At 52.3% G+C, this 23,423-nt stretch carries 24 protein-coding genes; 17 read left to right on the top strand and 7 right to left on the bottom strand.

Features of this window, described 5'->3' with window-relative positions:
- The first annotated feature begins 99 nt into the window (after nt 1-99).
- From ACT53G_RS08800 to ACT53G_RS08780, 5 genes are all read left to right on the top strand, one after another.
- The gene (locus ACT53G_RS08800; RefSeq protein ID WP_194748619.1) at nt 100-453 is read left to right on the top strand and encodes a hypothetical protein; all 354 of its coding nucleotides are present in this window, start codon (nt 100-102) and stop codon (nt 451-453) included.
- Between the two features lie 93 nt (nt 454-546).
- Complete coding sequence (locus tag ACT53G_RS08795; RefSeq protein WP_194748620.1) at nt 547-1,791, top strand: TolC family protein; 1,245 nt, start codon at nt 547-549, stop codon at nt 1,789-1,791.
- A gap of 10 nt (nt 1,792-1,801) precedes the next feature.
- Nucleotides 1,802-2,953: an efflux RND transporter periplasmic adaptor subunit gene (locus ACT53G_RS08790; protein WP_476169183.1), complete on the top strand. Its 1,152-nt coding sequence runs from the start codon at nt 1,802-1,804 to the stop codon at nt 2,951-2,953.
- A gap of 3 nt (nt 2,954-2,956) precedes the next feature.
- Entirely contained in the window at nt 2,957-6,058 is a 3,102-nt protein-coding gene (locus ACT53G_RS08785; protein WP_313985728.1) for an efflux RND transporter permease subunit, read from the top strand.
- A 45-nt stretch (nt 6,059-6,103) separates the two neighbouring features.
- Nucleotides 6,104-6,436, top strand: coding sequence for a P-II family nitrogen regulator (locus ACT53G_RS08780; protein WP_275356279.1), 333 nt, complete (start codon nt 6,104-6,106; stop codon nt 6,434-6,436).
- A 42-nt stretch (nt 6,437-6,478) separates the two neighbouring features.
- Here the strand turns inward: ACT53G_RS08780 and ACT53G_RS08775 are convergent, their stop codons facing one another.
- From ACT53G_RS08775 to dapA, 3 genes are read right to left on the bottom strand one after another with little or no spacing between them, the layout of a single operon-like run.
- On the bottom strand, nt 6,479-7,246 hold the full coding sequence (locus ACT53G_RS08775) for an MBL fold metallo-hydrolase (protein ID WP_476169182.1): 768 nt from the start codon (nt 7,244-7,246) through the stop codon (nt 6,479-6,481).
- A 12-nt stretch (nt 7,247-7,258) separates the two neighbouring features.
- A complete protein-coding gene (gene bamC / locus ACT53G_RS08770) occupies nt 7,259-8,515 on the bottom strand; it encodes an outer membrane protein assembly factor BamC (protein ID WP_275356281.1) in 1,257 nt (418 codons plus the stop codon).
- A gap of 39 nt (nt 8,516-8,554) precedes the next feature.
- Complete coding sequence (dapA, locus tag ACT53G_RS08765; RefSeq protein WP_194748626.1) at nt 8,555-9,436, bottom strand: 4-hydroxy-tetrahydrodipicolinate synthase; 882 nt, start codon at nt 9,434-9,436, stop codon at nt 8,555-8,557.
- A 200-nt stretch (nt 9,437-9,636) separates the two neighbouring features.
- Between dapA and rsxB the strand changes: the two genes are divergently transcribed.
- The 10 genes from rsxB (at nt 9,637) to ACT53G_RS08715 (ending at nt 15,834) form a co-directional block, all read left to right on the top strand.
- Nucleotides 9,637-10,365 carry an electron transport complex subunit RsxB gene (rsxB, locus tag ACT53G_RS08760; RefSeq protein WP_476169181.1) on the top strand — a complete coding sequence of 243 codons (729 nt, stop codon included), beginning with the start codon at nt 9,637-9,639 and terminating at the stop codon, nt 10,363-10,365.
- A 14-nt stretch (nt 10,366-10,379) separates the two neighbouring features.
- A complete protein-coding gene (gene nth, locus ACT53G_RS08755; RefSeq protein ID WP_476169180.1) occupies nt 10,380-11,039 on the top strand; it encodes an endonuclease III in 660 nt (219 codons plus the stop codon).
- Nucleotides 11,040-11,041: 2 nt separating this feature from the next.
- Complete coding sequence (locus tag ACT53G_RS08750; RefSeq protein ID WP_275356285.1) at nt 11,042-11,491, top strand: DUF1841 family protein; 450 nt, start codon at nt 11,042-11,044, stop codon at nt 11,489-11,491.
- 105 nt (nt 11,492-11,596) lie between these two features.
- The gene (locus ACT53G_RS08745; protein ID WP_476169179.1) at nt 11,597-12,244 is read left to right on the top strand and encodes an MOSC domain-containing protein; all 648 of its coding nucleotides are present in this window, start codon (nt 11,597-11,599) and stop codon (nt 12,242-12,244) included.
- An 83-nt stretch (nt 12,245-12,327) separates the two neighbouring features.
- A complete protein-coding gene (locus tag ACT53G_RS08740; RefSeq protein ID WP_476144369.1) occupies nt 12,328-12,870 on the top strand; it encodes a sigma-70 family RNA polymerase sigma factor in 543 nt (180 codons plus the stop codon).
- Between the two features lie 22 nt (nt 12,871-12,892).
- Nucleotides 12,893-13,141 (top strand): zf-HC2 domain-containing protein, encoded by a 249-nt coding sequence (locus tag ACT53G_RS08735; RefSeq protein WP_476169178.1) that lies wholly within the window; start codon nt 12,893-12,895, stop codon nt 13,139-13,141.
- Nucleotides 13,142-13,177: 36 nt separating this feature from the next.
- Complete coding sequence (locus tag ACT53G_RS08730) at nt 13,178-13,525, top strand: hypothetical protein (protein ID WP_275356287.1); 348 nt, start codon at nt 13,178-13,180, stop codon at nt 13,523-13,525.
- A 14-nt stretch (nt 13,526-13,539) separates the two neighbouring features.
- Nucleotides 13,540-14,418: an HvfB family MNIO-type RiPP peptide maturase gene (locus ACT53G_RS08725; RefSeq protein WP_476169177.1), complete on the top strand. Its 879-nt coding sequence runs from the start codon at nt 13,540-13,542 to the stop codon at nt 14,416-14,418.
- Nucleotides 14,418-15,170 carry an HvfC family RiPP maturation protein gene (locus tag ACT53G_RS08720; protein WP_476169176.1) on the top strand — a complete coding sequence of 251 codons (753 nt, stop codon included), beginning with the start codon at nt 14,418-14,420 and terminating at the stop codon, nt 15,168-15,170. The genes ACT53G_RS08725 and ACT53G_RS08720 overlap by 1 nt, the downstream gene beginning before the upstream one ends.
- A 196-nt stretch (nt 15,171-15,366) precedes the next feature.
- A complete protein-coding gene (locus ACT53G_RS08715) occupies nt 15,367-15,834 on the top strand; it encodes a MarR family winged helix-turn-helix transcriptional regulator (protein WP_275356290.1) in 468 nt (155 codons plus the stop codon).
- A gap of 163 nt (nt 15,835-15,997) precedes the next feature.
- On the opposite strand, the gene ACT53G_RS08710 is transcribed toward ACT53G_RS08715, so the two are convergent.
- From ACT53G_RS08710 to ACT53G_RS08700, 3 genes are all read right to left on the bottom strand, one after another.
- Entirely contained in the window at nt 15,998-16,183 is a 186-nt protein-coding gene (locus ACT53G_RS08710; protein ID WP_194748637.1) for a DUF1289 domain-containing protein, read from the bottom strand.
- 23 nt (nt 16,184-16,206) lie between these two features.
- Entirely contained in the window at nt 16,207-18,939 is a 2,733-nt protein-coding gene (gene secA / locus ACT53G_RS08705) for a preprotein translocase subunit SecA (RefSeq protein WP_476169175.1), read from the bottom strand.
- Between the two features lie 101 nt (nt 18,940-19,040).
- Nucleotides 19,041-19,943 (bottom strand): M23 family metallopeptidase, encoded by a 903-nt coding sequence (locus ACT53G_RS08700; protein ID WP_194748639.1) that lies wholly within the window; start codon nt 19,941-19,943, stop codon nt 19,041-19,043.
- Between the two features lie 42 nt (nt 19,944-19,985).
- On the opposite strand from ACT53G_RS08700, the gene ACT53G_RS08695 reads away from it, so the two are divergent.
- Both ACT53G_RS08695 and ACT53G_RS08690 read left to right on the top strand, forming a co-directional pair.
- On the top strand, nt 19,986-20,486 hold the full coding sequence (locus ACT53G_RS08695; RefSeq protein WP_228518830.1) for a DciA family protein: 501 nt from the start codon (nt 19,986-19,988) through the stop codon (nt 20,484-20,486).
- Nucleotides 20,487-20,682: 196 nt separating this feature from the next.
- Nucleotides 20,683-22,713 carry a sodium-translocating pyrophosphatase gene (locus ACT53G_RS08690; protein WP_313985686.1) on the top strand — a complete coding sequence of 677 codons (2,031 nt, stop codon included), beginning with the start codon at nt 20,683-20,685 and terminating at the stop codon, nt 22,711-22,713.
- 92 nt (nt 22,714-22,805) lie between these two features.
- Here the strand turns inward: ACT53G_RS08690 and ppa are convergent, their stop codons facing one another.
- Complete coding sequence (ppa, locus tag ACT53G_RS08685; RefSeq protein ID WP_194748641.1) at nt 22,806-23,354, bottom strand: inorganic diphosphatase; 549 nt, start codon at nt 23,352-23,354, stop codon at nt 22,806-22,808.
- Nucleotides 23,355-23,423 lie beyond the last annotated feature (69 nt).

Below are 23,423 nucleotides of genomic sequence, written 5' to 3'. Positions count from 1 at the left end.
TTTGTTTCAGCCAGGCTTAAAATCAATACGTTAGGGATATGCAAATTGCTGGTATAGTTATTGCTATCAATGAATTGCCTGACAGAACTGATTTTGTACATGCAAAAGATTTTTTATTTTCTACATGTGTTGTGTTTGCTGTTTGCACTGCAAACAACGGCCGCCGAACCGGCGGCCACCACTACCCTGCTCGAGACCGGCTTGCTTGACAACGCCGTCACTACAGTCGCGAGCCTGGCTAATGCATCCGATGACGCGTTGTCTGCGGACTTTGGAGAGGTGAGCAACTCGGTAGACATGCTTGAGATTGCCGAAATCGACATTGATAAAATCCTGCTCCCCGGATTCAGTTACCCATTACATAAAACCCAGTTCCATCCTCCCGAACATCAATCCTCTTCCTATCACTTGCTCTTATCCTTCTGGCTAGACCGGCCTCCGCAATCCGTTTAAAGACGTCGTGCCTGCGCGCATCCTCAGGATGTGACGCAGGTGTCATATGTATTCACAGAGTGCTGTCAACAGCACGCTGTCATGAGGATCATTATGTTGTCTTGTATTCGTTGGCGAACCTTATACTGGCTGGGATGGCTGTGTAGCCTGCCCGCCCTCGCACTGGCCGAAGGCCAAACTTTTGACTTGCAAATGCTGCTGGACAAAGCCGTGGCTGAGAATCCCACCATTGCAGTGAGTAAAGCTCAAACGGCAGCTGCTGCCGCTGGCGTTACCGTGTCGCGTTCTTACTATAATCCGGACCTGGAAATCATGGCGGGACCCGCCAGATATCGTAATGCCCCAGGTACGACCAACCAGAACTATGGCGTGACCATTTCCCAGCCACTGGACTTTCTTAGCACACGCGCCTCCCGTCGTGAATATGCAGAGCAGCAGTTTAATTACGCCGAGAAAGGCATCCACACTACCAGCTTTGACTTGCGTAACCAGATTAAAGCGGCTTACTTGAATGTCTTACTCCGCCAGCAGATTATGGAAATGCTGGGCGCAAACCTGGCGTTACTGCAGCAAGTACAAAGCCGCGTCAAACGCAAAGTTGAAATAGGCGAAGCGGCCAGATATGAATTGATCAAGGCGGATACTGAATTACTGGCCACTGAACGTGACTATGCCAGTGCACAAACCAGAATTGACGAAGCCAAAGCCATGTTGCATGGCATGATCGGCAATATGCCTGACGCGTTTGAGATCAAGCGGCAGTTACCTACCATCTCGAACCTACCCGACATCACCGAATTGAGACGTTCGGCAGAGAACAATCCTTACCTGCAACAGCTGCAGAGTGCCAGGGACAGTGCTGAAGCCAAACTAAAGCTGGAGCAGGCGCTACGTTTCCCCGGGGTGACCGTGAAGTCAGACTTCACGCAAGACCCGGACCTGAATACCTTAAGAGTAGGCGTGGTGGTGCCTTTACCGGTCTGGAACCGGCGCGAAGGCCAAATAGCACAAGCAGTGGCGGGGATTGAGGAAGCCAATGCCAACATCAAGCAGCAGCAACTGTTACTGCGTAAGGAGATAGACAGCGCCTATCAACGGACCGTGATTGCCAGCAACCAGCTAAAAGCGTTTGAAAACGGCTTGTTACAACAATCGCAGGCAACCTTGAGTCGCGCTGAAGCGGCTTATAAATTCGGAGAACGCGGCATTCTGGAGTATCTGGATGCACAACGCGTCAATCGTGAAGTCAAACGGGACTACCTGATTGCCAAATTCGATTATTTTTTCAGTGTCTTGCAAATCGAACGTTTCATCGGTTCCGATTTGGTACAACCTTAAGGGGATGGTCATGTCTCGTGTGTTATTTTCAACTTTACTGGTCGCCGCGCTGGCTGTGATGTCTACCGCGTGCTCAGAAAAACCTGCCCCGGTTGCAGAAAAAAAAGAAGTCGTCGACCCTAGCCTGGTCACCTTGACCAAAGAATTACAAGCCAACGTCAAGGCCGGTCCGGTCACCGAAGTACAGTTCGTCGATACTTTGCGCATCCCTGGCCGTATCCAGGTGGATGAACAATATGAATCGCGTGCAGGGGCGTCGATTACCGGTCGTATCAGTACACTCGATGTCAATCTGGGCGACGAAGTTAAAGCAGGCCAGCGTCTGGCCACCATCAAAAGTACAGAGCTGGCGCAGTATCAACTAAGTTATATTAAAGCCAGCCAGCAGATGCAATTGCATAGAAAGGCCGTTGACCGCGCCAAGCAATTGCTTGAAGCCGACGTGATCAGCCCGGCCGAATTGCAGCGCCGTGAAGGTGAGCTCAATGCCGCCAATGCAGAGGTCAATGCTGCCCGCGACCAGTTACAGGTCCTTGGCATGGCGCCTAATGCCATCGCGCAGCTGGGTCTGGCCAATAGCGGCATGTCTACCAGCCAGGTGAATTCAAAAATCACCGGCACGGTCATCGCACGCAATGCCAGACTGGGGCAAGTCGTCGCCCCGGCCGAAGAGCTGTTTGTGATTGCAGACTTATCGCATGTCTGGGCGGTTGCCGAGATTCCTGAACAGCAAATTGCACATATCAGCGAAGGCCAAACCATCAATATTGAGGTACCGGCACTGGACGATGCCGAATTGACCGGCAAGCTGGCGTTTGTGGGCGATATTGTTAACCCGGCCACGCGGACCGTGATGGCGCGTGCCAATATCGATAATAGCAAAATGCTGTTAAAGCCAGACATGCTGATCACCATCCTGCTCGAGGCTAAACCGGAAAAAGTTGTGGCTGTACCCGCGACGGCTGTGGTGCGTGAAAACAATGCAGACCATGTTTTTGTGCAAACCATGAAACCAACGCAATACAAACTGATGCCTGTCACCCTCGGTAGAACCTACCAGGGTTACCGGGAAGTATTACAGGGCTTGCAAGCTGGTGACCAAATCGTGCTGGATGGCGCTTTTCACGTCAATAACGAGCGTAAGCGCAAAGAAATGGAGTAAGGCATGATTGAGTCTTTAATTCGCAGCGCGCTCAAGCAGCGCCTGATTGTGTTGGTGCTTGCCATCGCCCTGATTGGCGCCGGTTTATTTGCCGTTAAAAAACTGTCTGTCGACGCATTTCCTGATGTGACCAACGTTCAGGTCATGATTGCGACACAAGCCACCGGAAAATCTCCGGAAGAAGTTGAGCGGTTTATCACCGTACCGCTGGAAATCGCCATGACCGGCCTGCCCGGCCTCACTGAAATGCGATCGGTGAATAAAAATGCCCTGTCGCTGATTACGCTGGTTTTCACTGACAGCACCGATGTGTATTTCGCCCGACAACTGGTGATGGAACGCCTGATGGAAGTCATGGAGCGTATGCCTCAAGGCGTGACGCCTATTCTTGGGCCAGTCTCCACTGGCTTGGGGGAGGTGTATCAATTCACGCTGGACAAACCCAGTGATGGCAAAAAAGAACTGACGCGTGAAGACCTGACCGAAAGACGCGCCATCCAGGATTGGGTCGTGCGCCCATTGCTGCGCGGTATCCCCGGCGTAGCCGAGATTAACTCTCAAGGCGGTTACGTTAAACAATATCAGGTCCTGGTCAATCCTGACCGCATGACGCATTTTTCGATCAAGCTCAAAGATGTGTATGAAGCGTTAGCGCGTAATAATGCCAACAGTGGCGGCGGCATTCTGCCCCACTATGCCGAGCAATACCTGATCCGCGGTGTCGGCCTGGTGCAAAACCTAGACGATATCCGCAACATGGTGCTCAAGGAAGAAAACGGCATCCCGGTCTACATCCGTGATGTCGCAGAAGTCACTATAGGCCATGAAGTGCGCGTCGGCGTGGTGCTGAAAAATGGTGATACCGAATCCGTGGGTGGCATCGTCATCATGATGCGTGGCGGCAACGCCAAGGAAGTGGTTAGTCGCATCAAGGCGCGGGTGGAAGAAATCAACAGCAAAGGCATGCTGCCGCATGGCTTGCAGATCGTGCCTTATTATGATCGTAGCGAACTGGTGGATGCGGCACTACACACTGTTACCAAAGTGCTGATTGAAGGCATTGTTCTGGTGATTGTGATTCTGTTCCTGTTCCTGGGCGACGTGCGTTCCAGCCTGATTGTGGTCGGCACGCTGGTGCTGACGCCCCTGATTACCTTTATGGTGATGAACCATTACGGGATTTCTGCCAACCTGATGTCGCTGGGTGGTCTGGCGATTGCCATTGGCTTGATGGTCGATGGATCAGTCGTGGTGGTTGAAAATACGTTTCACCACCTGGGGCACCGTAAAGATGAAAGCCGGATTCGCGTGGCACTGGAAGCTGCCACGGAAGTGGCGACACCCGTCTTGTTTGGCGTAGGCATTATTATCCTGGTGTTCTTGCCATTGATGACACTGGAAGGCATGGAAGGCAAAATGTTTGCGCCTCTGGCCTACACCATTGCCATTGCCCTGTTTGTGTCGCTGATCTTGTCGCTGACCCTGACGCCAGCGCTGTGCTCCTATGTGTTAAAGGGCGGGAGCGGTGAAGACACCAAGCTGATACAGACGATCAAGCAACCCTATTTATCCGCTCTGAACTGGGTACTCAATAACGAGAAAAAAACCATTACTTTCTCGGCGCTTTTATTTATTGGCACCATTGCGCTATTCCCATTTTTAGGGACTTCTTTTATCCCAGAAATGAAAGAAGGCTCGATTGTGCCGGGCATTAACCGTGTCCCTAATATTTCGCTCGAAGAATCCATGAAAATGGAAAACAAGGCGATGAAGCTGATCATGGAGCAAGTGCCGGGCGTCAAGTCTGCCATCTCCGGCCTCGGCCGTGGTGAAAGCCCGGCCGATGCGCAGGCACAAAACGAGTCCACCCCCATTATCAGCCTGAAACCGCGTGATGAATGGCCGGAAGGCTGGACACAGGATGATATTGCGGAAAAAATGCGTCAAGTGCTTGAGAAGTACATCCCGGGCGTGCAAATCATCATGGCGCAGCCTATTTCTGACCGCGTGGATGAGTTGCTGACTGGGGTGCGTGCCGATGTCGCCGTCAAGATCTTCGGTGAAGATCTGGATATGCTGAAACAAAAAGCGGACGAAATTGCCAAGATTGCCGGCACGGTCAAAGGCGCGACAGAAATCAAGGTAGAAAAAGTCTCCGGGCAACAATACCTGAATATTACGATTGACCGTCAGGCGATTGCCCGTCATGGCATCAACACTGCCGATGTGCATGACATCGTTGAAACAGCCATAGGCGGCAAAATCGCCACCGAGATTTTTGAGGGACAACGCAGATTTTCAGCCGCAGTACGCTATCCAGAATCTTTCCGTAATAATGAAGAAGCCATCCGCAACATTATGTTGACCTCCCCTAACGGCTCGCGCGTGGCGCTGGACGATGTGGCCGATATTGAAGTGAAAGATGGCCCGGCGCAGATCAGCCGTGAACTGGCCAAACGCCGTATTGTCATCGGGGTGAACGTGAAAGACCGTGACCTGGGTGGTTTTGTGGCGGAGCTGCAACAAGTGCTGGATCAGCGCCTGCAATTGCCCGATGGTTACTACCTTGAGTATGGTGGCCAGTTCCAGAACATGGAGCGGGCCATGGGTCACCTGATGATTATTATCCCAGTTACCATTGCGGCGATTTTCTTCTTGCTGTTCTTGCTGTTCCAATCGATACGCTTTGCCACCATGATTATTCTGGTGCTGCCATTCGCCTCGATTGGCGGCGTGATTGCTTTGTTTGTCACCGGCGAATATTTATCAGTCCCGGCCTCTGTCGGCTTTATTGCCCTGTGGGGGATTGCAGTACTTAATGCCGTGGTGCTGGTGTCTTATATCCGCACCTTGCGTGATGAAGGCCTGAGTCAACTGGAGGCGATTCGCAAGGGCTGCGCGCAGCGGTTCCGACCGGTCATGATGACGGCCACGGTGGCCATGCTAGGCTTGGTGCCGTTTCTGTTTGCCACCGGCCCAGGCTCAGAGGTACAGCGGCCATTGGCAATCGTGGTCATTGGTGGCTTGATCACTTCAACCTTGTTGACACTGATTGTGGTGCCAACCTTGTACCGTAAGTTTGAAGAAAGCAAAATAGAGGCATAATCCATGCCTAAACAAGCGACGTAAAAATATTCAGGGTGACTGTTTATGAAAGAAATCAAAGCGGTTGTACAACCAGCGAGATTACCTAAAATCCGCTCGGCCTTGCGCAACATCAAAGGCTTCCCCGGCATGTCCGTCCACAAGATGGAAGGCTGCGGTCCACACCTGCAAAAACCAAGTGCAGGGGTACGTGAGGAGCTCACCGATTACAGCCCTAAAGTCTATCTGTACATGGTGGTGCCGGATGACCTGGTAGAGGGTATCTTGCAAACCATCGTAGAGGTGGCCCATACCGGCAATGTGGGAGATGGCATAGTCTGGGTGACGCCCGTGGAACGCATGATCAGGCTGTCAGAGCAAATCATGGTGCTAGACTAGCGATCATGTGGCACTAAGTTAGGCGGAGGCATATGGCGTGCCTTACAAGTCTCGCCAGTCCAGACCCTCAGCCTGATGGGCAATGCCTATCCAGTCACTGTCACAATGCAAGACTTCACTCAACGCCTGCCTGGCCAAGGCAGGCGTATTATTTTTCTCGCTTAAATGCGCAGCAACCAGATGCTTGAGGCGGCGGTTGTCCAGCTGACTCAGCAGCTGGGCACTGGATTGATTGTCCAGATGCCCTAACCAGCCACCTACCCGTTTTTTTAGCGAGTGTGCATAAGGTCCGGTGCGCAACATCTCCAGATCATGATTGCACTCAAGCAGCAAGCCATCACACGCCTGTAGCATGGCCACGATGTGCGGTGTCACACTGCCAACATCTGTAAGCACCCCCAGCTTGTGCGCGCCATCCGTAAACACAAATTGTGCGGGTTCGCGGGCATCATGTGGCACAGGATAGGGATGGACCTCTATGTCTTGCAGGGCAAATGACGTATGAGCATCAATCAGCTTTACCGTCAGCGCCTGGCTAGGCAAATAGCGCTCGCACATGCGGTAGGTGCCATGCGTGAGCCAGACTGGGATCTGGTAGCGTGCAGCCAGTTTAAACGCGCCTCGCGCATGATCGTCGTGCTCATGCGTCACCAGGATGCCTGTCAGTTGCTCAGGGGCCAACTGCAAGCGCGCCAGACGCTGCACGGTTTCCTTGACACTAAAGCCGCAGTCAAGCAAAAGCCGGGTTTCCCCGGCTTCTACCAGCGTGGCATTGCCTGCGCTGCCACTGCCCAATGATGCAAATCGCACGCGCGGACCCGCTTATTTCAATTGATCATACAACAGCGAAATAATGCGGTTTGCCGTAGTGGAGGTATTGCGTTTGTTGTCAGGCGTCAACACATACACATCGGTGGTGTCATCGGCATTTTCCAGCACCTGGATATGGTATTGCTTGCTCGACTTGTCACCATCGGACGTGCCTTTCCAGAATTTGCTTTTATCACCGGATTTAACCTCGGTCGGTGCATTACTCTTCTCGTCATCGTCACTGCTCCAGAATTTCAAGCGCTCCAGCAAGCCTTTTTTCTGCTTGATCGGGTCTTCAGCATCCGTATCCGCATAACGCACATAGAAAATACCTTCAGAGCGGTTTTTATCCTCGGTCACAAAACCAATACGGTCCAGCGCCAGGCCCACACGGCGCCATGCGCGGTCAAACGGCTCATTAAGTTTGAGCGTCACGCTCTGGTCCGGCTCTTTTACCACATCGGCGCGCTTGTCCGAAACCGCCTGCGTCATGACCTGATCGGCTTTCTGCTCATCCAGACCAAGCTTGACCATCATCCGGCGCAACAACTCCGCATCCAGATCAGCATCAAACTCTTTCCCTGCATTATTTTTGTTATCAGCCGCATTCGGACGATAACCGGTATCAATCACCCCTAACTGAGTGGTGACGTAGTTTTTGCCATCATCTGGCGCACCGGCAACGGTACGGTGCGTCATATAAATTTCAGTGGTACCCTCTTTTTCGCCACGCTCCAAACGGGTACGGAACTTACGTCTGTCAGCAAAGCCCGAGAGTTTATCCAGCCAGGCATCAAACTTTTCGCCATACCCACGGTTGTCTTCTTTGGGCTTGATGGCATCCGACTGCAACCACTCTGTCTCGATCACCCCAAGCTCAGGATTCTCGACACGGACGGCAAAGCCTTGATCCAGCCAGAAATCACGCACCAGCGGCCAGATTTTTTCCGGTGGCGCATTCACCACCAGCCAGCGCTGGGAACCCGCTTTGACCATACGCACATTTTTCATGTCAGCCAGCACGGGCTGCGGACCATTCTGCTCTTGCGCTTCCTGGTTTTGGCTATAAGCCGAATAGCTGGTGGCGCCTGGCACATTGTAGGTACTGCTGGTGCGGACCGACGTCAGGTCAGGCGGCACTTCAAGTGGCTTGGAACGACTGGCCCCCTTGTAGTCCGAACTGTTGTTCATAAACGGGATAGAATCGCAGGCGGCCAACACAGTCACCAGACTGAACAGCACTGCGCGTTGTAACCATACATGACTCATGTGTTTCACTAGCCTTATCCTAAATTAGTCTTTGCACGCTCAAACAGCGGCGATTTCTGCCTGCTGCATGGCGTGACGCAATACTTCATGATACTGGCCCGACAAATTGACCAGCGGCAGACGGATCCCGGTACCGATCAAGCCCATTTGTTGCAATACCCATTTCACGGGGATGGGGTTGGCCTCAACAAACAGTTTCTGGTGCAGGGCAAACAGTTTGGCATTGGCCGCCTTGGCGGCAACCAGGTTGCCACTCAAGGCCTGCACGCACATTTCGTGCATCAGTTTCGGTGCCACATTCGCCGTCACGGAAATAACCCCTTTGCCACCCAGCAACATCAGCGCAAGTGCTGAGGCATCATCGCCACTGTAGACCGCAAAATCTGATGGCGCGCGCAGCAGCAAATCGGTGCCCCGCTCAATGCCTCCTGTCGCATCTTTGATGCCGACGATGTTGCGGAGCTGCGCCAGGCGCAACACCGTGTCATTGCTCAGGTCGCACCCGGTGCGGCCAGGCACATTGTATAAAATTTGCGGGATATCGACGGCTTCAGCCACTGCTTTAAAGTGCTGATACAAGCCCTCTTGTGAAGGTTTGTTGTAATAAGGCGCGACCAGCAGGCAGGCATCCGCACCCAAACTTTTGGCTTTGGCAGTTAAAGCAATGGCTTCAGCGGTAGAGTTAGCACCAGTACCGGCAATCACCGGCACCCGCTTGGCGACATAATCCACCGTGGTTTTAATCAGCAGGCAATGCTCGTCTACGTCTACGGTGGGCGACTCACCGGTCGTCCCGACAATCACAATACCGTCCGTACCGGCATCGACATGAAAGTCGATCAGCTTTTTGAGTGCGTCCAGATCCAAACGACCATCTTCAAACATCGGGGTCACAATTGCGACCAAACTGCCCGTCAACATACCTAACGCCATTCAATAATAAAGCCAATATTTTAACTGATTATACGCATGAACGCCAAAGAACCACTTGCAAGGCGTCTGTGACTCCATAATCCTGCCAGCAGCATAGATTTAAACAGTGGGGATACGGCATAAACTCCTGAGTAACGCACCCTTTCAGTTATAATCAATCCATTCGGATTAACGCTCGTCCAAGCTCCATGCCGCCTTCCGCACAGCCCCCAGCAGACCTCACGCAGACAGGCGTAACCGCGCCAGAAAACCCTGCCAGACTAGAGCCATTGATCAGTCAAATTGACGCCCTGCTGCCACAAACCCAGTGCGGCCAATGTGGATATAACGGCTGCCGACCCTATGCTGGCGCCATTGCTCGCGGCGAGGCAAACATCAACCAGTGCCCGCCGGGCGGCGACGCTGGCATACACGCACTGGCCGCCTTGCTCAACCAACCCTACCAAGCGCTCAATCCCGCACATGGCGTGACCAAAGGCAAACTGGTGGCCGTGATTGATGAAGACGCCTGCATTGGCTGTACGCTGTGTATCAAGGCCTGCCCGGTTGATGCCATCGTCGGTGCCTCCAAGCAAATGCATACGGTGATCGCGCAGGAATGCACCGGCTGTGAATTATGCCTGCCGCCCTGTCCGGTCGACTGCATCAGCCTGCAAGCCGTGCCGGGGCGGCAGATGGCAATGTCTCCCGCAGAATCCGACCTGGCAAGACGCCGCCATCAGCAGCGGCAAAAACGCTTGGCGCTTGAAAATCACGCAACAGCCCACACCTATGCCAAAGACCAGACACGGATGGAGACGAGGCCAGCCAGCGACACCGCGCAGCCAACCCCGACCGCTACCGAGGCACTCAAACAGGCGGCAATTGCAGCCGCGCTGGCGCGTATTAAAGCCAGGCAGGCTAAGCCACCCCAATAGATTGAAATCTTGTGATGAATGCTCAAAAAAGACAGGCCATTTTTGAAAGACTGGCGCAGGCCATTCCCAACCCCACCACAGAACTCGAGTATAGCTCTACCTTCGAGTTGCTCATTGCGGTGATTTTGTCTGCACAAGCGACAGACAAAGGCGTGAACATCGCCACGCGCAAGCTGTTCAAGGTCGCCAATACGCCGGCAACCATCCTGGCACTTGGGGTCGAAGGCCTGGAAAGTTATATCAAAACCATAGGCTTGTATCACGCCAAAGCCCAAAACGTGCTCAAATGTTGCGAGCAATTGCTTAACTTGCATGACGGTGAAGTTCCAGATACCCGAGAAGCGCTCGAAGCCCTGGCCGGGGTTGGCCGCAAAACAGCCAATGTGATCCTGAATACCGCCTTTGGCCAACCCACCATTGCGGTCGATACCCATTTATTCCGCGTCGGCAACCGCACCAAACTGGCCCAGGGTAAGAATGTACTCGAGGTCGAACAACGTTTTTTGAGCTCGACACCTAAAGCCTTTTTAAAAGATGCGCATCATTTGCTGATTCTGCATGGCCGCTATACCTGCACAGCCCGCAACCCTAAATGTGGTGAATGTTGCATCGCCGATTTATGTGAATTTCACGACAAACAGATACAGCCGGTTGCCCCACCGGCAGGAGTTTAGCCATGGCCTTGTTTAATCCCAGCCGCGATGAAGTGAGGCAGTTTTTCTTTGATGCCTGGGCAAAATTCAAACAGCAACAAGCCTTGACCGAGCTGGAGAAAATGGCCGTGGGCATCATGCATATGCATCCCGAATACCACGACATCCTGGACCAGCCAGCGCATTACCTGCAACAGGCTTACTATCCTGAAATGGGAGAAACCAATCCGTTTTTGCATATGAGTTTGCACCTGTCCATCCAGGAACAAATCAGCATCAACCAGCCGATCGGCATTACGCAAGCCTACGGCAAACTGTGCACCCGCTTTCAGGAAGAGCACGCCGCCCAACATGCCTTGCTCGAATGCCTGGCAGAAACTATCTGGCTGGCGCAGCGCAATCAAACCGGTCTCGATGCCGCGCATTATTTGCAATTGATAGAACAACGCGCAGACATGCCCCCCAGTCAATAAGGCCTGGCATGCGCGTATGCTGGAAGATAAGTTGAATCACTTATTAAAGCACAAGGCGATTTATGCGAGCATGACAAGATCACCGACTCCCCTCTCTAGCTTGCTATGAAACTACTTTCAGTCAATGCGGCCATGCCGCAAACCGTTCACATCAACGGCAAACCCATCCTCACTGGCATTTATAAAACACCCCTGACAGGCCAGGTTGCCGTGCAAGCGCTGGGCCTGACGGGCGATGGTCAGGCCGATTTGACCGTGCATGGCGGCGAACACCAGGCCTTGTATGCCTACCCGGTTGAGCATTATGCGCATTGGCAAAACCGCTGGCAAAAAAGTACACTCGCGTATGGCACTTTTGGCGAAAACCTCACCGTACAAGGATTGCTCGAAAGTGACGTCTGTATCGGCGATATCCTGCAAATCGGCGATGTGGTGCAGGTACAAGTGACCATGCCGCGCATTCCGTGCTTTAAATTCGGCCACAAAGTGGGCAAGCCCGACATGCTCGATGAGTTCTTGCGTAGCGGCTACAGCGGTTTTTACTTGCGTGTGCTGCAAGTCGGCCTCATTCAAGCCGGTGACGACATCCAGATTTTGCAGCGCGACGTGCACGGCATCAGCATACGCACCGCACTAGGACTGCAAAAACTCGGGGAAGGAGACCAGAAGCTGCTGCAAAAAGCCTTGCAGGTAAGTACGCTGGCGCCATTGCTACGCAAAGTCTATTCTGAACGACTGTCGCAACTGGGATAGTTTGTGTCACACCCATGGGAGCTTACGTCACTCTCCTGCAAACGCTATTCCACCGCCCTTGAATCTATGATTCAATAGCCGCCATGAAACCGAATCCGCATGACTGGCTCAATGAACATGGCGACTATCTTTACCGTTTTGCCCTCGCCCGCTTGCGCGACAGTCATCAAGCTGAAGATGTCGTGCAGGAAACCTTGCTTGCAGCCATCAAAAATCCAAACTTTGCCGAACACTCCAGCCCACGCACCTGGCTGACCGGCATCCTCAAGCATAAAATCATAGACTGTCTGCGCAAACAACTGCGTGAAGTGCCCGCCTCGGAACTCATGAGCGAAGAAGATGCCAATATGGATGAGTTTTTTGATGAAACCGGGCACTGGGCAGAAAAACCGCAGGCGTGGGATATGCCACAGCAAGCCTTGCAACAAAGCCAGTTCCTGACCATATTGCAACAATGCATGGAGCGGCTGCCACAAAAACTGGCGGCGATTTTCACCATGCGCGAAGTCGATGACATGGAGAATGAAGAAATTTGTAAGGTACTCGAGATCAGCGCGACCAATGCTTGGGTCATGCTATACCGCGCCCGCATGGGTCTGCGAAAATGTCTTGAGATGAACTGGTAACCATAGGTAGCACAGAAAATAAATGTTGAGTTGCAAACAAACCAGCCTGCTGGTCTCGCAATCACTGGACCGTCCACTCAACTGGCGTGAGCGGTGGGCGGTGAGAGTGCATTTGCTCATTTGCGTCTATTGCAGGCGTTTTAAACAGCAACTGCTGTGGATGCGCCGTCACCTCGCCAGTTGGCAGCGACAGGCGGCGGATGATCAGTCACTGACGCTTTCTGCACCAGCCAAGGAACGAATCACACAACAACTGGACAAGTTTTACTGATGTCCGCTTTTCAATCTGAGGAAGAAGGAAAAAATCATGAAAAAGCAAAATGTGGCATTAATGACAGGTGCAGTGGCCTTGTCAATTGCAGCGGTCAGCGCGCATGCTGCCAGCAACCCGTTTGAAATCAAACCGCTCGCGCAAGGATACCAGGTGGCAGAAGCCACAGACAGCAAAGCCAAGGAAGGCAAATGTGCGAGCGGCCAATGTGGGGCACACAAGAAAAAGATGAAAGAAGGCAGCTGCTCTGCCGAGAAAATGAAAGAGGGTTCTTGCCACCACCATAAAAGCAAAGAGGGCAGCTGTTCAGCAGAAAAAATGAAGGAGGGTGGCTGCTCTGCCGAGAAAATGAAAGAAGGTGCCTGTCACGCCAGCAAATCCTGAGGGACCCTAGCGCCATGGCGTTACGCTCAGAGATTCAGGGTGCGGGCTTGGGGCTCAAGCGTGAGCTAATTCCCCAACTGATGCGGCAGCATGGGGAGCCACAGCTCAGCGCGCTGCAGTTTTTGGAGATTGCCCCGGAAAACTGGTTACAGGCTGGCGGCAAATACGCGGCGGAACTAGACTGGTTTGTGCAACGCTATCCCATGGTGTGTCATGGCTTGTGTTTATCGTTGGGCGGTCCAGACCCGCTCAACATCGCTTTTCTCAAACAGCTTAAGCAGTTTCTGAAAGACTTCGAGATTCCGCTCTATACCGAGCACCTGAGTTATTGCAGCGACCTGAGCAATGGCTATATTTATGATTTACTGCCTATCCCCTTCACGCAAGAGGCGGTGAAATATGTGGCGCAACGCATCCGGCAAACGCAGGATATTCTGGAGCAGCGCATCGCAGTTGAAAATACTTCGTTTTACGTGGCGGCACCGATGTCAGACATGGATGAAGTCAGCTTTATCAATGCCATATTGACCGAGGCGGATTGCGACCTGCATCTGGATATCAACAATGTGTATGTCAATAGCGTCAACTTTCAGTTTGATCCTTATGCCTTTTTGGACAAGATCCCAGCCGAGCGTGTGGTGTACGGGCACTTGGCCGGCCATTGGCAAGCGCAACCTGACTTACTGGTAGACACGCATGGCGAAGCGGTCATTGAGCCGGTGTGGCAATTGCTCAACCATGCCTATCGCAACCTGAAGATCTTCCCGACGCTGCTGGAGCGGGATAGCAATATTCCGGCACTCAACGAAGTCATGCTTGAAGTGAAGCGGATTGCGCAATCACAGCAATCGCAATTGCTGACCGACGCAAACATGCTGCCAGAGGTGGCCTGATGCCCGCCTTTCAGGATTACCAGGCCGACTTTACCGCCCATTTGCGTCAGCCAGCGCAGCATGCCCCTCCGCATGGGGTAGACCGCAAACGCATGCGCATTTACACGGAGATCGTCTTTAACCAGTTTTTGACTAGCCTGCAAGCCTGTTTTCCTGTGCTCAGATCCATCCTCGGCAAGCGCATCTTTCAACGCCTGGCGCGGCAGTGCTTCTCCAGGCAAACATTTGCCAATCCCTTGTTTCAGGATATTCCCGCCAGATTTGTCGATTTTTTAAGCATCCATCAAGCCGCTGACCTGCCCCCATACACGGCTGCATTGGCCCATTATGAATGGATAGAACTGGCGCTTAGCCGCGAGCTGACAGAAGCACCATTGCCAGCGGCCGCGCAAACAGCGTTGGTACCTGGACTCACCCATCGCGTTAGCCTGACCGCCGTGCATCGCCTGCTGCATTATGCTTTTCCGGTGCATCAACTGTCGCGCAAGCAACGACATCTCCCTGCCGCTGACACTTACCTGCTCGTGTATCGTACGCCAGATTTTCAGATACGCTTTATCCAACTCAACGTGATCACCTACCAATTGTTACAACAGATACATCTGCATCCGGCCACTACAGAACAACATTTGCTAGAATTGTCCCAACATCTGCCAGATCTGCCGCGCGAGACTTTGCTTCAATTTGGAATAGAGACCTTGCAGACCCTGGCCGCGGCGCAAGCGATCGACGTTACCCCAGCGCAGGACTAATACGCACCGGGCTCATTAATCCACGTAAACAATTACCCTTAAAGTATAAATATCATTAATATTTATCGCGAAAAGGACTTTTTTGTCTAAAATAAACCCAGTTCGGGATTTTTTCCCGACATTCGCCACCTCATAACAGGTGGACATTCAGGGAAGCTGATACAATAAAAAAATAAATATTTACATTAAATTAACCATGCAAAATACTCTTGCCAAAGAAGCTTTAAAACAATTTCGGATTATTTTTGGAACCGTGAGGCAACACTTCAGGGAGATTGAAGTGTCGTGTGGCATTTCAGGCTCGCAATTGTGGTTATTACACGAAATCGCCACGCACCCAGAATTAGGTGTTTCTCGTCTGGCTGAAAATCTGGCCATCCATCAATCCACCTGTAGCCTGCTGGTCGAAAAGCTGGTCAAAAAACAATTGGTGCAAAAACAGCGTCAAAGCGAAGACCAACGCAAAGTCGGTCTGATTGTGACTGATGCTGGGCACGCGGTGCTCGCCAAGGCACCTAAACCAGTAGATGGTATTCTGCCGCAAGTCTTGCACACACTGGATATCGAAGCTTTAAAAGAGTTAAATGCCTCGTTGAACATGGTCATTACCAAGTTGGACGCACAATCCAAAGCACTTGCCGACCAGCCACTGGGTGATATGTAAAAGCATCACTTGATTTCAGGATTGAGAATCACTGTTTGCGTCACAAATCATTCGCCTGGCTTCAGCTAAATCAGCCCTCAATCAGCTCAAAATAACTTACACAAATAAAAAAGTCGGCAACTGCCGACTTTTTTATTTGTATCTTGAATCCTGCAAAATCGAGCTATTCGCCAAACACTGCCGCCTCACGTGCCGCTGCCGTTTTGATGACTTCGGCTTTGGCCGCATTATCCAGATCCCACCATTGGCGAATTTCCTCTAGCGTTCTAAAGCAGCCCTGGCAAAAACCACTCACTTCGTCCATGCTGCACACCCCGACACATGGTGAGGCAATTTCCTGTTCTGACATGCTGATTTCCTTTCAAACTTACCCTAGCTCAAAGCACCGTGGCAATTTTTATATTTTTTGCCAGAGCCACATGGACAAGGGTCATTACGCCCGACACGTACGCCTTCAGGCACATTCAAAGATTCCGCGGCGCTTGCATCTGTAGTTGCCAATGCAGAGTCGTAATCCGTGTGTTGATACTGCACATTTGCCACCTCGGCGGCGCGCATGGCCTCTTCTGCGCGGCGCTCTTCAGCTTCAAGCTCTTCGCGGGAACGAATCTGCACCTGCATGGTGATCTTGGTGACTTCACTTTTCACCGTATTCAACAGCGACTCAAACAGCTCAAACGCTTCACGCTTGTATTCCTGTTTGGGGTTCTTTTGCGCATAAGAACGCAAATGAATGCCTTGGCGCAGATGATCCAGTGCCGCCAAATGCTCGCGCCAGTGGTTATCCAGGCTTTGCAACATGACTGATCGCTCGAAATTACGCATGTTGTCATTGCCTGCAAGTGCCTCCTTGGCACCATACAACTCATTGGCAGCATTTAGGATACGCTCACGCAAGGTCTCCTCATGCAGGTCAGGGTTGGTTTCCAGCCATTCCGCCACTGGCAAGGTCAAGCCAAGCTCAGCCTGCAAAGCCTGCTCGAGCGCTGGGACTTCCCATTGCTCTTCCACGCTGCCTGGAGGAACGTAAGTATTAAACAAGCTGTTGATGACGTCTTCGCGCATGGCATAAATCGTTTGACCGACATCAATAGACTCTAGCAACTCATTGCGCTGTTCGTATATCACCTTGCGCTGGTCATTGGAGACATCATCGTATTCCAGCAATTGCTTGCGGATGTCAAAGTTACGGCCTTCAACCTTGCGTTGCGCGTTTTCAATGGCGCGCGTCACCATGGCATGTTCAATCGCTTCACCTTCCGGCATGTTGAGGCGGGTCATAATCGCTGCCACGCGCTCACCGGAGAAAATACGCAACAATGGATCTTCAAGCGACAGATAGAAGCGGCTGGAGCCTGGATCGCCCTGACGGCCTGCTCGTCCACGCAGCTGGTTATCTACACGGCGAGATTCGTGACGCTCGGTGCCGATGATATGCAAACCACCCGCGGCCAGCACGGCATCATGGCGTTGCTGCCACTCGGCTTTGAGCTGGGCAATTTTGCCGGCTTTTTCTGCCTCAGACAGTTTTTCATCCTGCTGGATAGCATGAATTTCATTTTCCGAATTACCGCCGAGCACAATATCGGTACCGCGGCCAGCCATGTTAGTGGCAATGGTAATCACGCCTGGACGACCGGCCTCTGCCACGATGCTTGCTTCGCGCTCATGCTGTTTAGCATTCAATACCTGATGTTCAAGCTTGGCCTGAGTCAGGAGCTTAGAAATCAGTTCGGAGTTTTCAATCGAGGTAGTGCCGACCAGCACAGGCTGGCCTTTGGCCTGACACTGTTTGATATCCTCAATAACGGCTTTGTATTTTTCCATCGCCGTGCGGTAGACCTTGTCCATCGCGTCCAGGCGCTGTACCGGTCTGTGGGTTGGAATCACCACGGTTTCCAAGCCATAAATCTGGTTAAACTCATAGGCCTCGGTATCAGCCGTCCCGGTCATGCCGCTCAGCTTTTGATACATGCGGAAATAGTTCTGGAAAGTGATCGAAGCCAGGGTCTGGTTTTCTTTCTGGATGGTCACGCCTTCTTTGGCTTCGACTGCCTGGTGCAGGCCATCAGACCAGCGGCGGCCCGGCATCATGCGGCCAGAAAACTCATCGACGATGACGATCTCGCCGTTACGCACGACATAATGCTGATCACGATGATAGAGATTTTGTGCGCGCAAGGAGGCATACAAATGATGCACCAGCGTAATATTCGCCGGTTCATACAGGCTTGAACCCGCCGTCAGCAAGCCGGTTTGTTCCAGCAATTGCTCGGCATGCTCATGCCCGGCTTCACTCATGGTCACACTCTGGGCTTTTTCATCTACCCAGAAGTCGCCTTCACCCTCTTCGGCTTGCTGACGCACCAATTGCTTGGCCACTTCATTGATGGCACCATACAAATCCACGCTGTGTTCCGCCTGGCCGGAAATAATCAATGGCGTACGCGCTTCATCAATCAGGATAGAGTCCACCTCATCCACCAGCGCATAATGCAAAGGACGCTGTACGCGCTCCTCTTTGCTGAACACCATGTTGTCGCGCAGGTAATCAAAGCCGAACTCGTTATTGGTCCCGTAGGTAATGTCTGCCGCATAGGCCAGCTGCTTGGCATCATGCGTCATTTGAGACAGGTTAATACCTACGCTCAGACCCAGGAAGTTATACAGCTTGCCCATCCATTCGGCGTCACGCTTGGCCAGATAGTCGTTAACTGTCACCACATGTACGCCTTTACCGGTCAAGGCATTCAGATAAGTCGGCAAGGTCGCCACCAGGGTTTTACCTTCACCGGTACGCATTTCGGCAATTTTGCCTGCGTTGAGCACCATGCCACCGATCAGCTGTACGTCGAAGTGACGCATTCCCAACACGCGCTTGCCGCCCTCACGCACAACCGCAAAAGCTTCTGGCAACAGCTTTTCCAGGCTCTCGCCGCCGGCATAACGCTGCTTGAACTCCTCAGTTTTAGCCCGCAACTGCTCATCCGAGAGTGTGGCGATTTCTGACTCTAATGCATTGATTTGTTTGACGATTTGCTGGTACTGCTTGACGAGCCGATCATTGCGGCTACCAAATACTTTTTTAAACAACGAGGCTAACATGAGTCACACCGATTTCCGCTGACGCGGTGTTAATTGAAATAAACAGAGATTGTATAAGATATAGAGGGCGATTGTCTCAATTATTGTATTGCCTGACTGGGTCAGGAATGATTTTTGAGATACTCACGCGGGTCCAGCGGGTTGCCATTGAGACGAATTTCATAATGCAAATGCGGCCCGGTTGAGCGTCCGGTACTGCCAATTAAGGCAATCTTTTGACCCTTGGTAACACGGTCTCCCGGGTTCACCAATAACTTCGAATTGTGGGCATAGCGCGTTTCAAGACCCGCGCCATGGTCAATCTTGAGCAAATTGCCATAGTCTGCGGTTTGTACCGCGGTGGTCACAATACCGTCTGCAGCTGCATAAACTGGCGTCCCCACCGAGGCTGGGAAATCCAGGCCTTCGTGGAAAGCGCGATGGCCACTCATGGGATCAATCCGCCAGCCATAACTGGACGAACTATACGCGGCTTCCACCGGACTACTATTAGGCAGCATTTCGCGCAATACGCTCTTTTGCAACAACTTGGCCTCAAGCTTGCCCTGATACTCATCACGCAAATCGAGGTCTGCAGACATTTGCTCGATGGTTGCTTTCAGGTCTTCCTCACTCAGCGGAGAATCTTTTACCAGCGGCCCCCCGCGGCCCATCATGTCGTTGACCGGCGTTCTTTCATTAATCGGCTCTGCAGTCGATTTGACGCCTGCCAATTTGGACAAGCGCTGATTTTGCGCATCCAGCCGCAAAATACGCGCCTGCAATTCGCCAATTTGCTTGGCATAAGCATCGAGGTGATTTTGGGTAGACAACATGGCACCACGCAAGTGAGGCGGCAGCATAGCTTTAACGCCTTGTGATTTAATGACCTGCTGCGGTGTGATAAACAACAGCGTCAATACGATAGGCACCAAAATCAGCGCCAGCACCAAGCCGACACTTTCAAACACGCCCAATGTTTTGGGCTTGGCCATTTTTTCTGAAACAATAATGATATTAATCATGCTACGAACTCTCGCGATGCACCCGCCGCATGCCGACTAAACATGCATGACAGCGATGTGGTGTACAATATTCAAGCATTCTGTGGACAACCGGCCATGTTCAAAATCAACCAGATTTTCAAACATCATCAAGCGCTCAAACCGCTACTACAAGAAGCGGATGACCGTCAGCAATTACAACAATGCTGGTCTGCAGTTGCCCCGGAATTTTCCAGGCTTTCGCATGTGCTAGCCCTACAAGAGGGGGCGCTAACGATTGCAGTGCAATCAGGCGCTGTGGCCAGCAGAATCAGGCTAATGGAAGCCCAATTACTGCGAAAAATCCAGGAATTTAGTCAAAACTCCCGGAAAATCAAGGCTTTAAACCTTAACGCAATTAAGGTCAAAGTGCAAGTAAAATCTCGCCCGCCTAGCAAAACCAAACGCATCAAATCCCCGTCCAAGCACGCCTTAACGGCACTCGAACGTTGCGCCAAACAAATCGACAATCCTGCGCTGGAAGCGGCCCTGCTTGAGTTTGTCGATCACCAGCGTCAAGACTGAGCCAACCTCACCTGTTAGCCGGGAACCCGGCCATCTCTGCAATCAGAGTACGTAGGCTCCGCTATTACACGCTATTGTAGGTGCACACTAATAGTGCAATAATGCCCCAACCTGTTACATTCCATTAACAAATCTGGCAACAGGGTGGTGAGCAGTCATTATCTTCAACGCAGTTTCATCAGGAACAGGAGAAGTCATGTCAGTTGCACTAATGTTAGCGCTTGGTGCCGCCGTTCTGGCGGTAGTGTATGGCGTCGTAATGAGTCAATGGATTTCAGGGTTGCCCGCGGGGAACGCCCGCATGCAAGAAATTGCCGGCGCCATTCAACAAGGGGCGGCTGCCTATCTCTCCCGACAATACAAAACGATTGCCCTGGTTGGGGTTGTTTTGACGATCTTGATCGGTATTTTTCTAAACCCGCAAACTGCCATCGGATTTGTGATTGGCGCGGTTCTCTCCGGGGCCTGCGGATTTATAGGCATGAACGTCTCGGTGAAAGCAAACGTACGGACCGCCCAAGCCGCGACGCATGGCATAGGGGCGGCTCTGGATGTCGCATTTAAAGGCGGCGCAATCACTGGCATGCTCGTCGTTGGCCTGGGGCTGTTAGGGGTGGCAGGGTTTTATATCTACCTGGGTGCTGAGCAGGCGACTGATCTGAACCCACTGATTGGTCTGGCTTTTGGTTCCTCGTTGATCTCTATCTTTGCGCGCTTGGGCGGTGGCATTTTCACCAAGGGCGCCGATGTCGGGGCCGACCTGGTAGGTAAGGTAGAAGCGGGTATTCCTGAAGATGACCCCCGCAACCCGGCTGTGATTGCGGACAATGTCGGCGACAATGTGGGTGACTGCGCGGGCATGGCGGCTGACCTGTTTGAAACTTACGCGGTGACCCTGATTGCCACCATGGTACTGGGGGGACTGATGGCAACAGAAGCAGGTGCCAATGGCATCATTTACCCCTTGTTGCTAGGTGCGGTTTCCATCGTCGCCTCAATTATTGGCTGCTTTTTTGTCAAAGCCTCGCCCGGTATGAAGAATGTGATGCCCGCGCTATATAAAGGCCTGGCGGTCGCTGGCGTCCTCTCGCTAATTGCGTTTTACTTTGTCACGCAATATGTATTTCCGCAAGGCTATACCCATGGTGAAGTCACGGTGTCCAGCCTGGCCCTGTTTGGCGCCTGTGCGGTAGGGCTGGGACTGACCGCGGCACTGGTATGGATTACCGAATACTACACTGGGACCGATTACGCGCCGGTCAAACACGTGGCGCAAGCCTCTACCACCGGCCATGCCACCAATATTATTGCCGGGATAGGCGTCTCGATGAAGTCCACCGCCCTGCCTGTACTCTCGGTGTGTCTTGCGATTTATGTCGCTTTTCACCTGGCAGGACTGTATGGGGTAGCCATTGCCGCCATGGCCATGCTCAGTATGGCAGGCATTGTCGTGGCTTTAGATGCTTACGGCCCGATCACCGATAACGCAGGCGGGATTGCCGAAATGGCTGAATTACCTAGCAGTGTCCGCGATGTAACTGACCCGCTGGATGCTGTAGGCAACACCACCAAAGCGGTCACCAAAGGCTATGCTATTGGCTCCGCAGGCCTGGCAGCGTTAGTCCTGTTTGCAGACTACACACACAAGCTTGAAAGCGCCGGCATCACTGCCAGCTTTGATTTGAGCGACCCCAAAGTCATCATAGGCTTGTTTATCGGCGGCTTGATTCCATATCTGTTTGCCGCCATGGCCATGGAAGCGGTAGGTCGTGCCGCAGGCAGTGTGGTTGAAGAAGTCCGCCGCCAGTTTCGCGAAATCAAAGGCATTATGGAGGGCACAGCCAAGCCTGAATACGGCAAAGCCGTGGATATGCTGACCAGCGCAGCCATCAAGGAAATGATGTTGCCCTCCCTGCTGCCGGTGGCCGCACCGATTGTGGTCGGACTGGTTCTGGGGCCGGTCGCACTGGGTGGTTTGTTGATGGGCACCATCGTGACCGGCTTATTTGTCGCTATCTCGATGTGTACTGGTGGTGGCGCCTGGGATAACGCCAAAAAATACATTGAGGATGGCCATTATGGCGGCAAAGGGTCTGATGCGCACAAGGCGGCCGTGACAGGCGATACCGTTGGCGACCCTTACAAGGATACGGCGGGCCCAGCTGTGAACCCACTGATCAAGATCATCAATATTGTTGCGCTGCTGATCGTGCCCTTATTACATTGACCTTGGATTTTAAGCGTTCATAAAGCAAAAAGCCGGGCGAACGACCCGGCTTTGTTGTGCGCGTTGCAACAAATTAGAACGCTGGCTTCACTTTAAAACGCAGGTTTCACTTCGGCCTTGTTGTAACGGGCAACCCCATCCACGATTTCCTTGTGGGCATCTTCAATCCCCACCCAACCTTCAATTTTCACCCACTTACCCTTGTCCAGATCTTTGTAGTGCTCAAAGAAGTGCGCAATCATATCCAGGCGCCAAGGCGATACATCGGTCAATGTTTTTTGATAAGCATAGAGGCCGCAGACTTTCTCAACCGGCACCGCCAGCACTTTGGCATCACCACCCGCTTCGTCCGTCATTTTCAACATGCCCAATGCACGGCAACGCACAACCACACCTGGCAACAAAGGCACTGGCGTAATCACCAGCACATCGACCGGGTCGCCATCATCGCCCAGGGTATGTGGAATGTAACCATAGTTACATGGATACTGCATGGAGGTGCCCATAAAGCGATCGACGAACAGTGCGCCGCTTTCTTTATCTACTTCATATTTCACTGGATCACCATTGGCTGGGATCTCGATAATGACGTTAAAGTCGTGGGGCAAATCTTTGCCGCTAGGCACCAAATTCAAAGACATGTTTTTAAACCTATCCCTATAAAAAATCGCCATTATAGGCGATTAATATGAACATTTGCTGGCAAACAA

It is taken from the genome of Methylophilus sp. DMC18, assembly GCF_056314005.1.
Note: the sequence above shows the minus strand (reverse complement) of the source record. Positions and strands in the feature narration are given on the sequence as shown.

What these genes read in the sequence shown, in the direction of transcription:
- ACT53G_RS08800 (WP_194748619.1), top strand. Translation starts at nt 100, where the DNA reads ATGCAAAAGATTTTTTATTTTCTACATGTGTTGTGTTTGCTGTTTGCA.
- ACT53G_RS08795 (WP_194748620.1), top strand. Translation starts at nt 547, where the DNA reads ATGTTGTCTTGTATTCGTTGGCGAACCTTATACTGGCTGGGATGGCTG.
- ACT53G_RS08790 (WP_476169183.1), top strand. Translation starts at nt 1,802, where the DNA reads ATGTCTCGTGTGTTATTTTCAACTTTACTGGTCGCCGCGCTGGCTGTG.
- ACT53G_RS08785 (WP_313985728.1), top strand. Translation starts at nt 2,957, where the DNA reads ATGATTGAGTCTTTAATTCGCAGCGCGCTCAAGCAGCGCCTGATTGTG.
- ACT53G_RS08780 (WP_275356279.1), top strand. Translation starts at nt 6,104, where the DNA reads ATGAAAGAAATCAAAGCGGTTGTACAACCAGCGAGATTACCTAAAATC.
- bamC (WP_275356281.1), bottom strand. Translation starts at nt 8,515, where the DNA reads ATGAGTCATGTATGGTTACAACGCGCAGTGCTGTTCAGTCTGGTGACT.
- dapA (WP_194748626.1), bottom strand. Translation starts at nt 9,436, where the DNA reads ATGTTGACGGGCAGTTTGGTCGCAATTGTGACCCCGATGTTTGAAGAT.
- rsxB (WP_476169181.1), top strand. Translation starts at nt 9,637, where the DNA reads ATGCCGCCTTCCGCACAGCCCCCAGCAGACCTCACGCAGACAGGCGTA.
- nth (WP_476169180.1), top strand. Translation starts at nt 10,380, where the DNA reads ATGAATGCTCAAAAAAGACAGGCCATTTTTGAAAGACTGGCGCAGGCC.
- ACT53G_RS08750 (WP_275356285.1), top strand. Translation starts at nt 11,042, where the DNA reads ATGGCCTTGTTTAATCCCAGCCGCGATGAAGTGAGGCAGTTTTTCTTT.
- ACT53G_RS08745 (WP_476169179.1), top strand. Translation starts at nt 11,597, where the DNA reads ATGAAACTACTTTCAGTCAATGCGGCCATGCCGCAAACCGTTCACATC.
- ACT53G_RS08740 (WP_476144369.1), top strand. Translation starts at nt 12,328, where the DNA reads ATGAAACCGAATCCGCATGACTGGCTCAATGAACATGGCGACTATCTT.
- ACT53G_RS08735 (WP_476169178.1), top strand. Translation starts at nt 12,893, where the DNA reads ATGTTGAGTTGCAAACAAACCAGCCTGCTGGTCTCGCAATCACTGGAC.
- ACT53G_RS08730 (WP_275356287.1), top strand. Translation starts at nt 13,178, where the DNA reads ATGAAAAAGCAAAATGTGGCATTAATGACAGGTGCAGTGGCCTTGTCA.
- ACT53G_RS08725 (WP_476169177.1), top strand. Translation starts at nt 13,540, where the DNA reads ATGGCGTTACGCTCAGAGATTCAGGGTGCGGGCTTGGGGCTCAAGCGT.
- ACT53G_RS08720 (WP_476169176.1), top strand. Translation starts at nt 14,418, where the DNA reads ATGCCCGCCTTTCAGGATTACCAGGCCGACTTTACCGCCCATTTGCGT.
- ACT53G_RS08715 (WP_275356290.1), top strand. Translation starts at nt 15,367, where the DNA reads ATGCAAAATACTCTTGCCAAAGAAGCTTTAAAACAATTTCGGATTATT.
- ACT53G_RS08710 (WP_194748637.1), bottom strand. Translation starts at nt 16,183, where the DNA reads ATGTCAGAACAGGAAATTGCCTCACCATGTGTCGGGGTGTGCAGCATG.
- secA (WP_476169175.1), bottom strand. Translation starts at nt 18,939, where the DNA reads ATGTTAGCCTCGTTGTTTAAAAAAGTATTTGGTAGCCGCAATGATCGG.
- ACT53G_RS08700 (WP_194748639.1), bottom strand. Translation starts at nt 19,943, where the DNA reads ATGATTAATATCATTATTGTTTCAGAAAAAATGGCCAAGCCCAAAACA.
- ACT53G_RS08695 (WP_228518830.1), top strand. Translation starts at nt 19,986, where the DNA reads ATGCATGACAGCGATGTGGTGTACAATATTCAAGCATTCTGTGGACAA.
- ACT53G_RS08690 (WP_313985686.1), top strand. Translation starts at nt 20,683, where the DNA reads ATGTCAGTTGCACTAATGTTAGCGCTTGGTGCCGCCGTTCTGGCGGTA.
- ppa (WP_194748641.1), bottom strand. Translation starts at nt 23,354, where the DNA reads ATGTCTTTGAATTTGGTGCCTAGCGGCAAAGATTTGCCCCACGACTTT.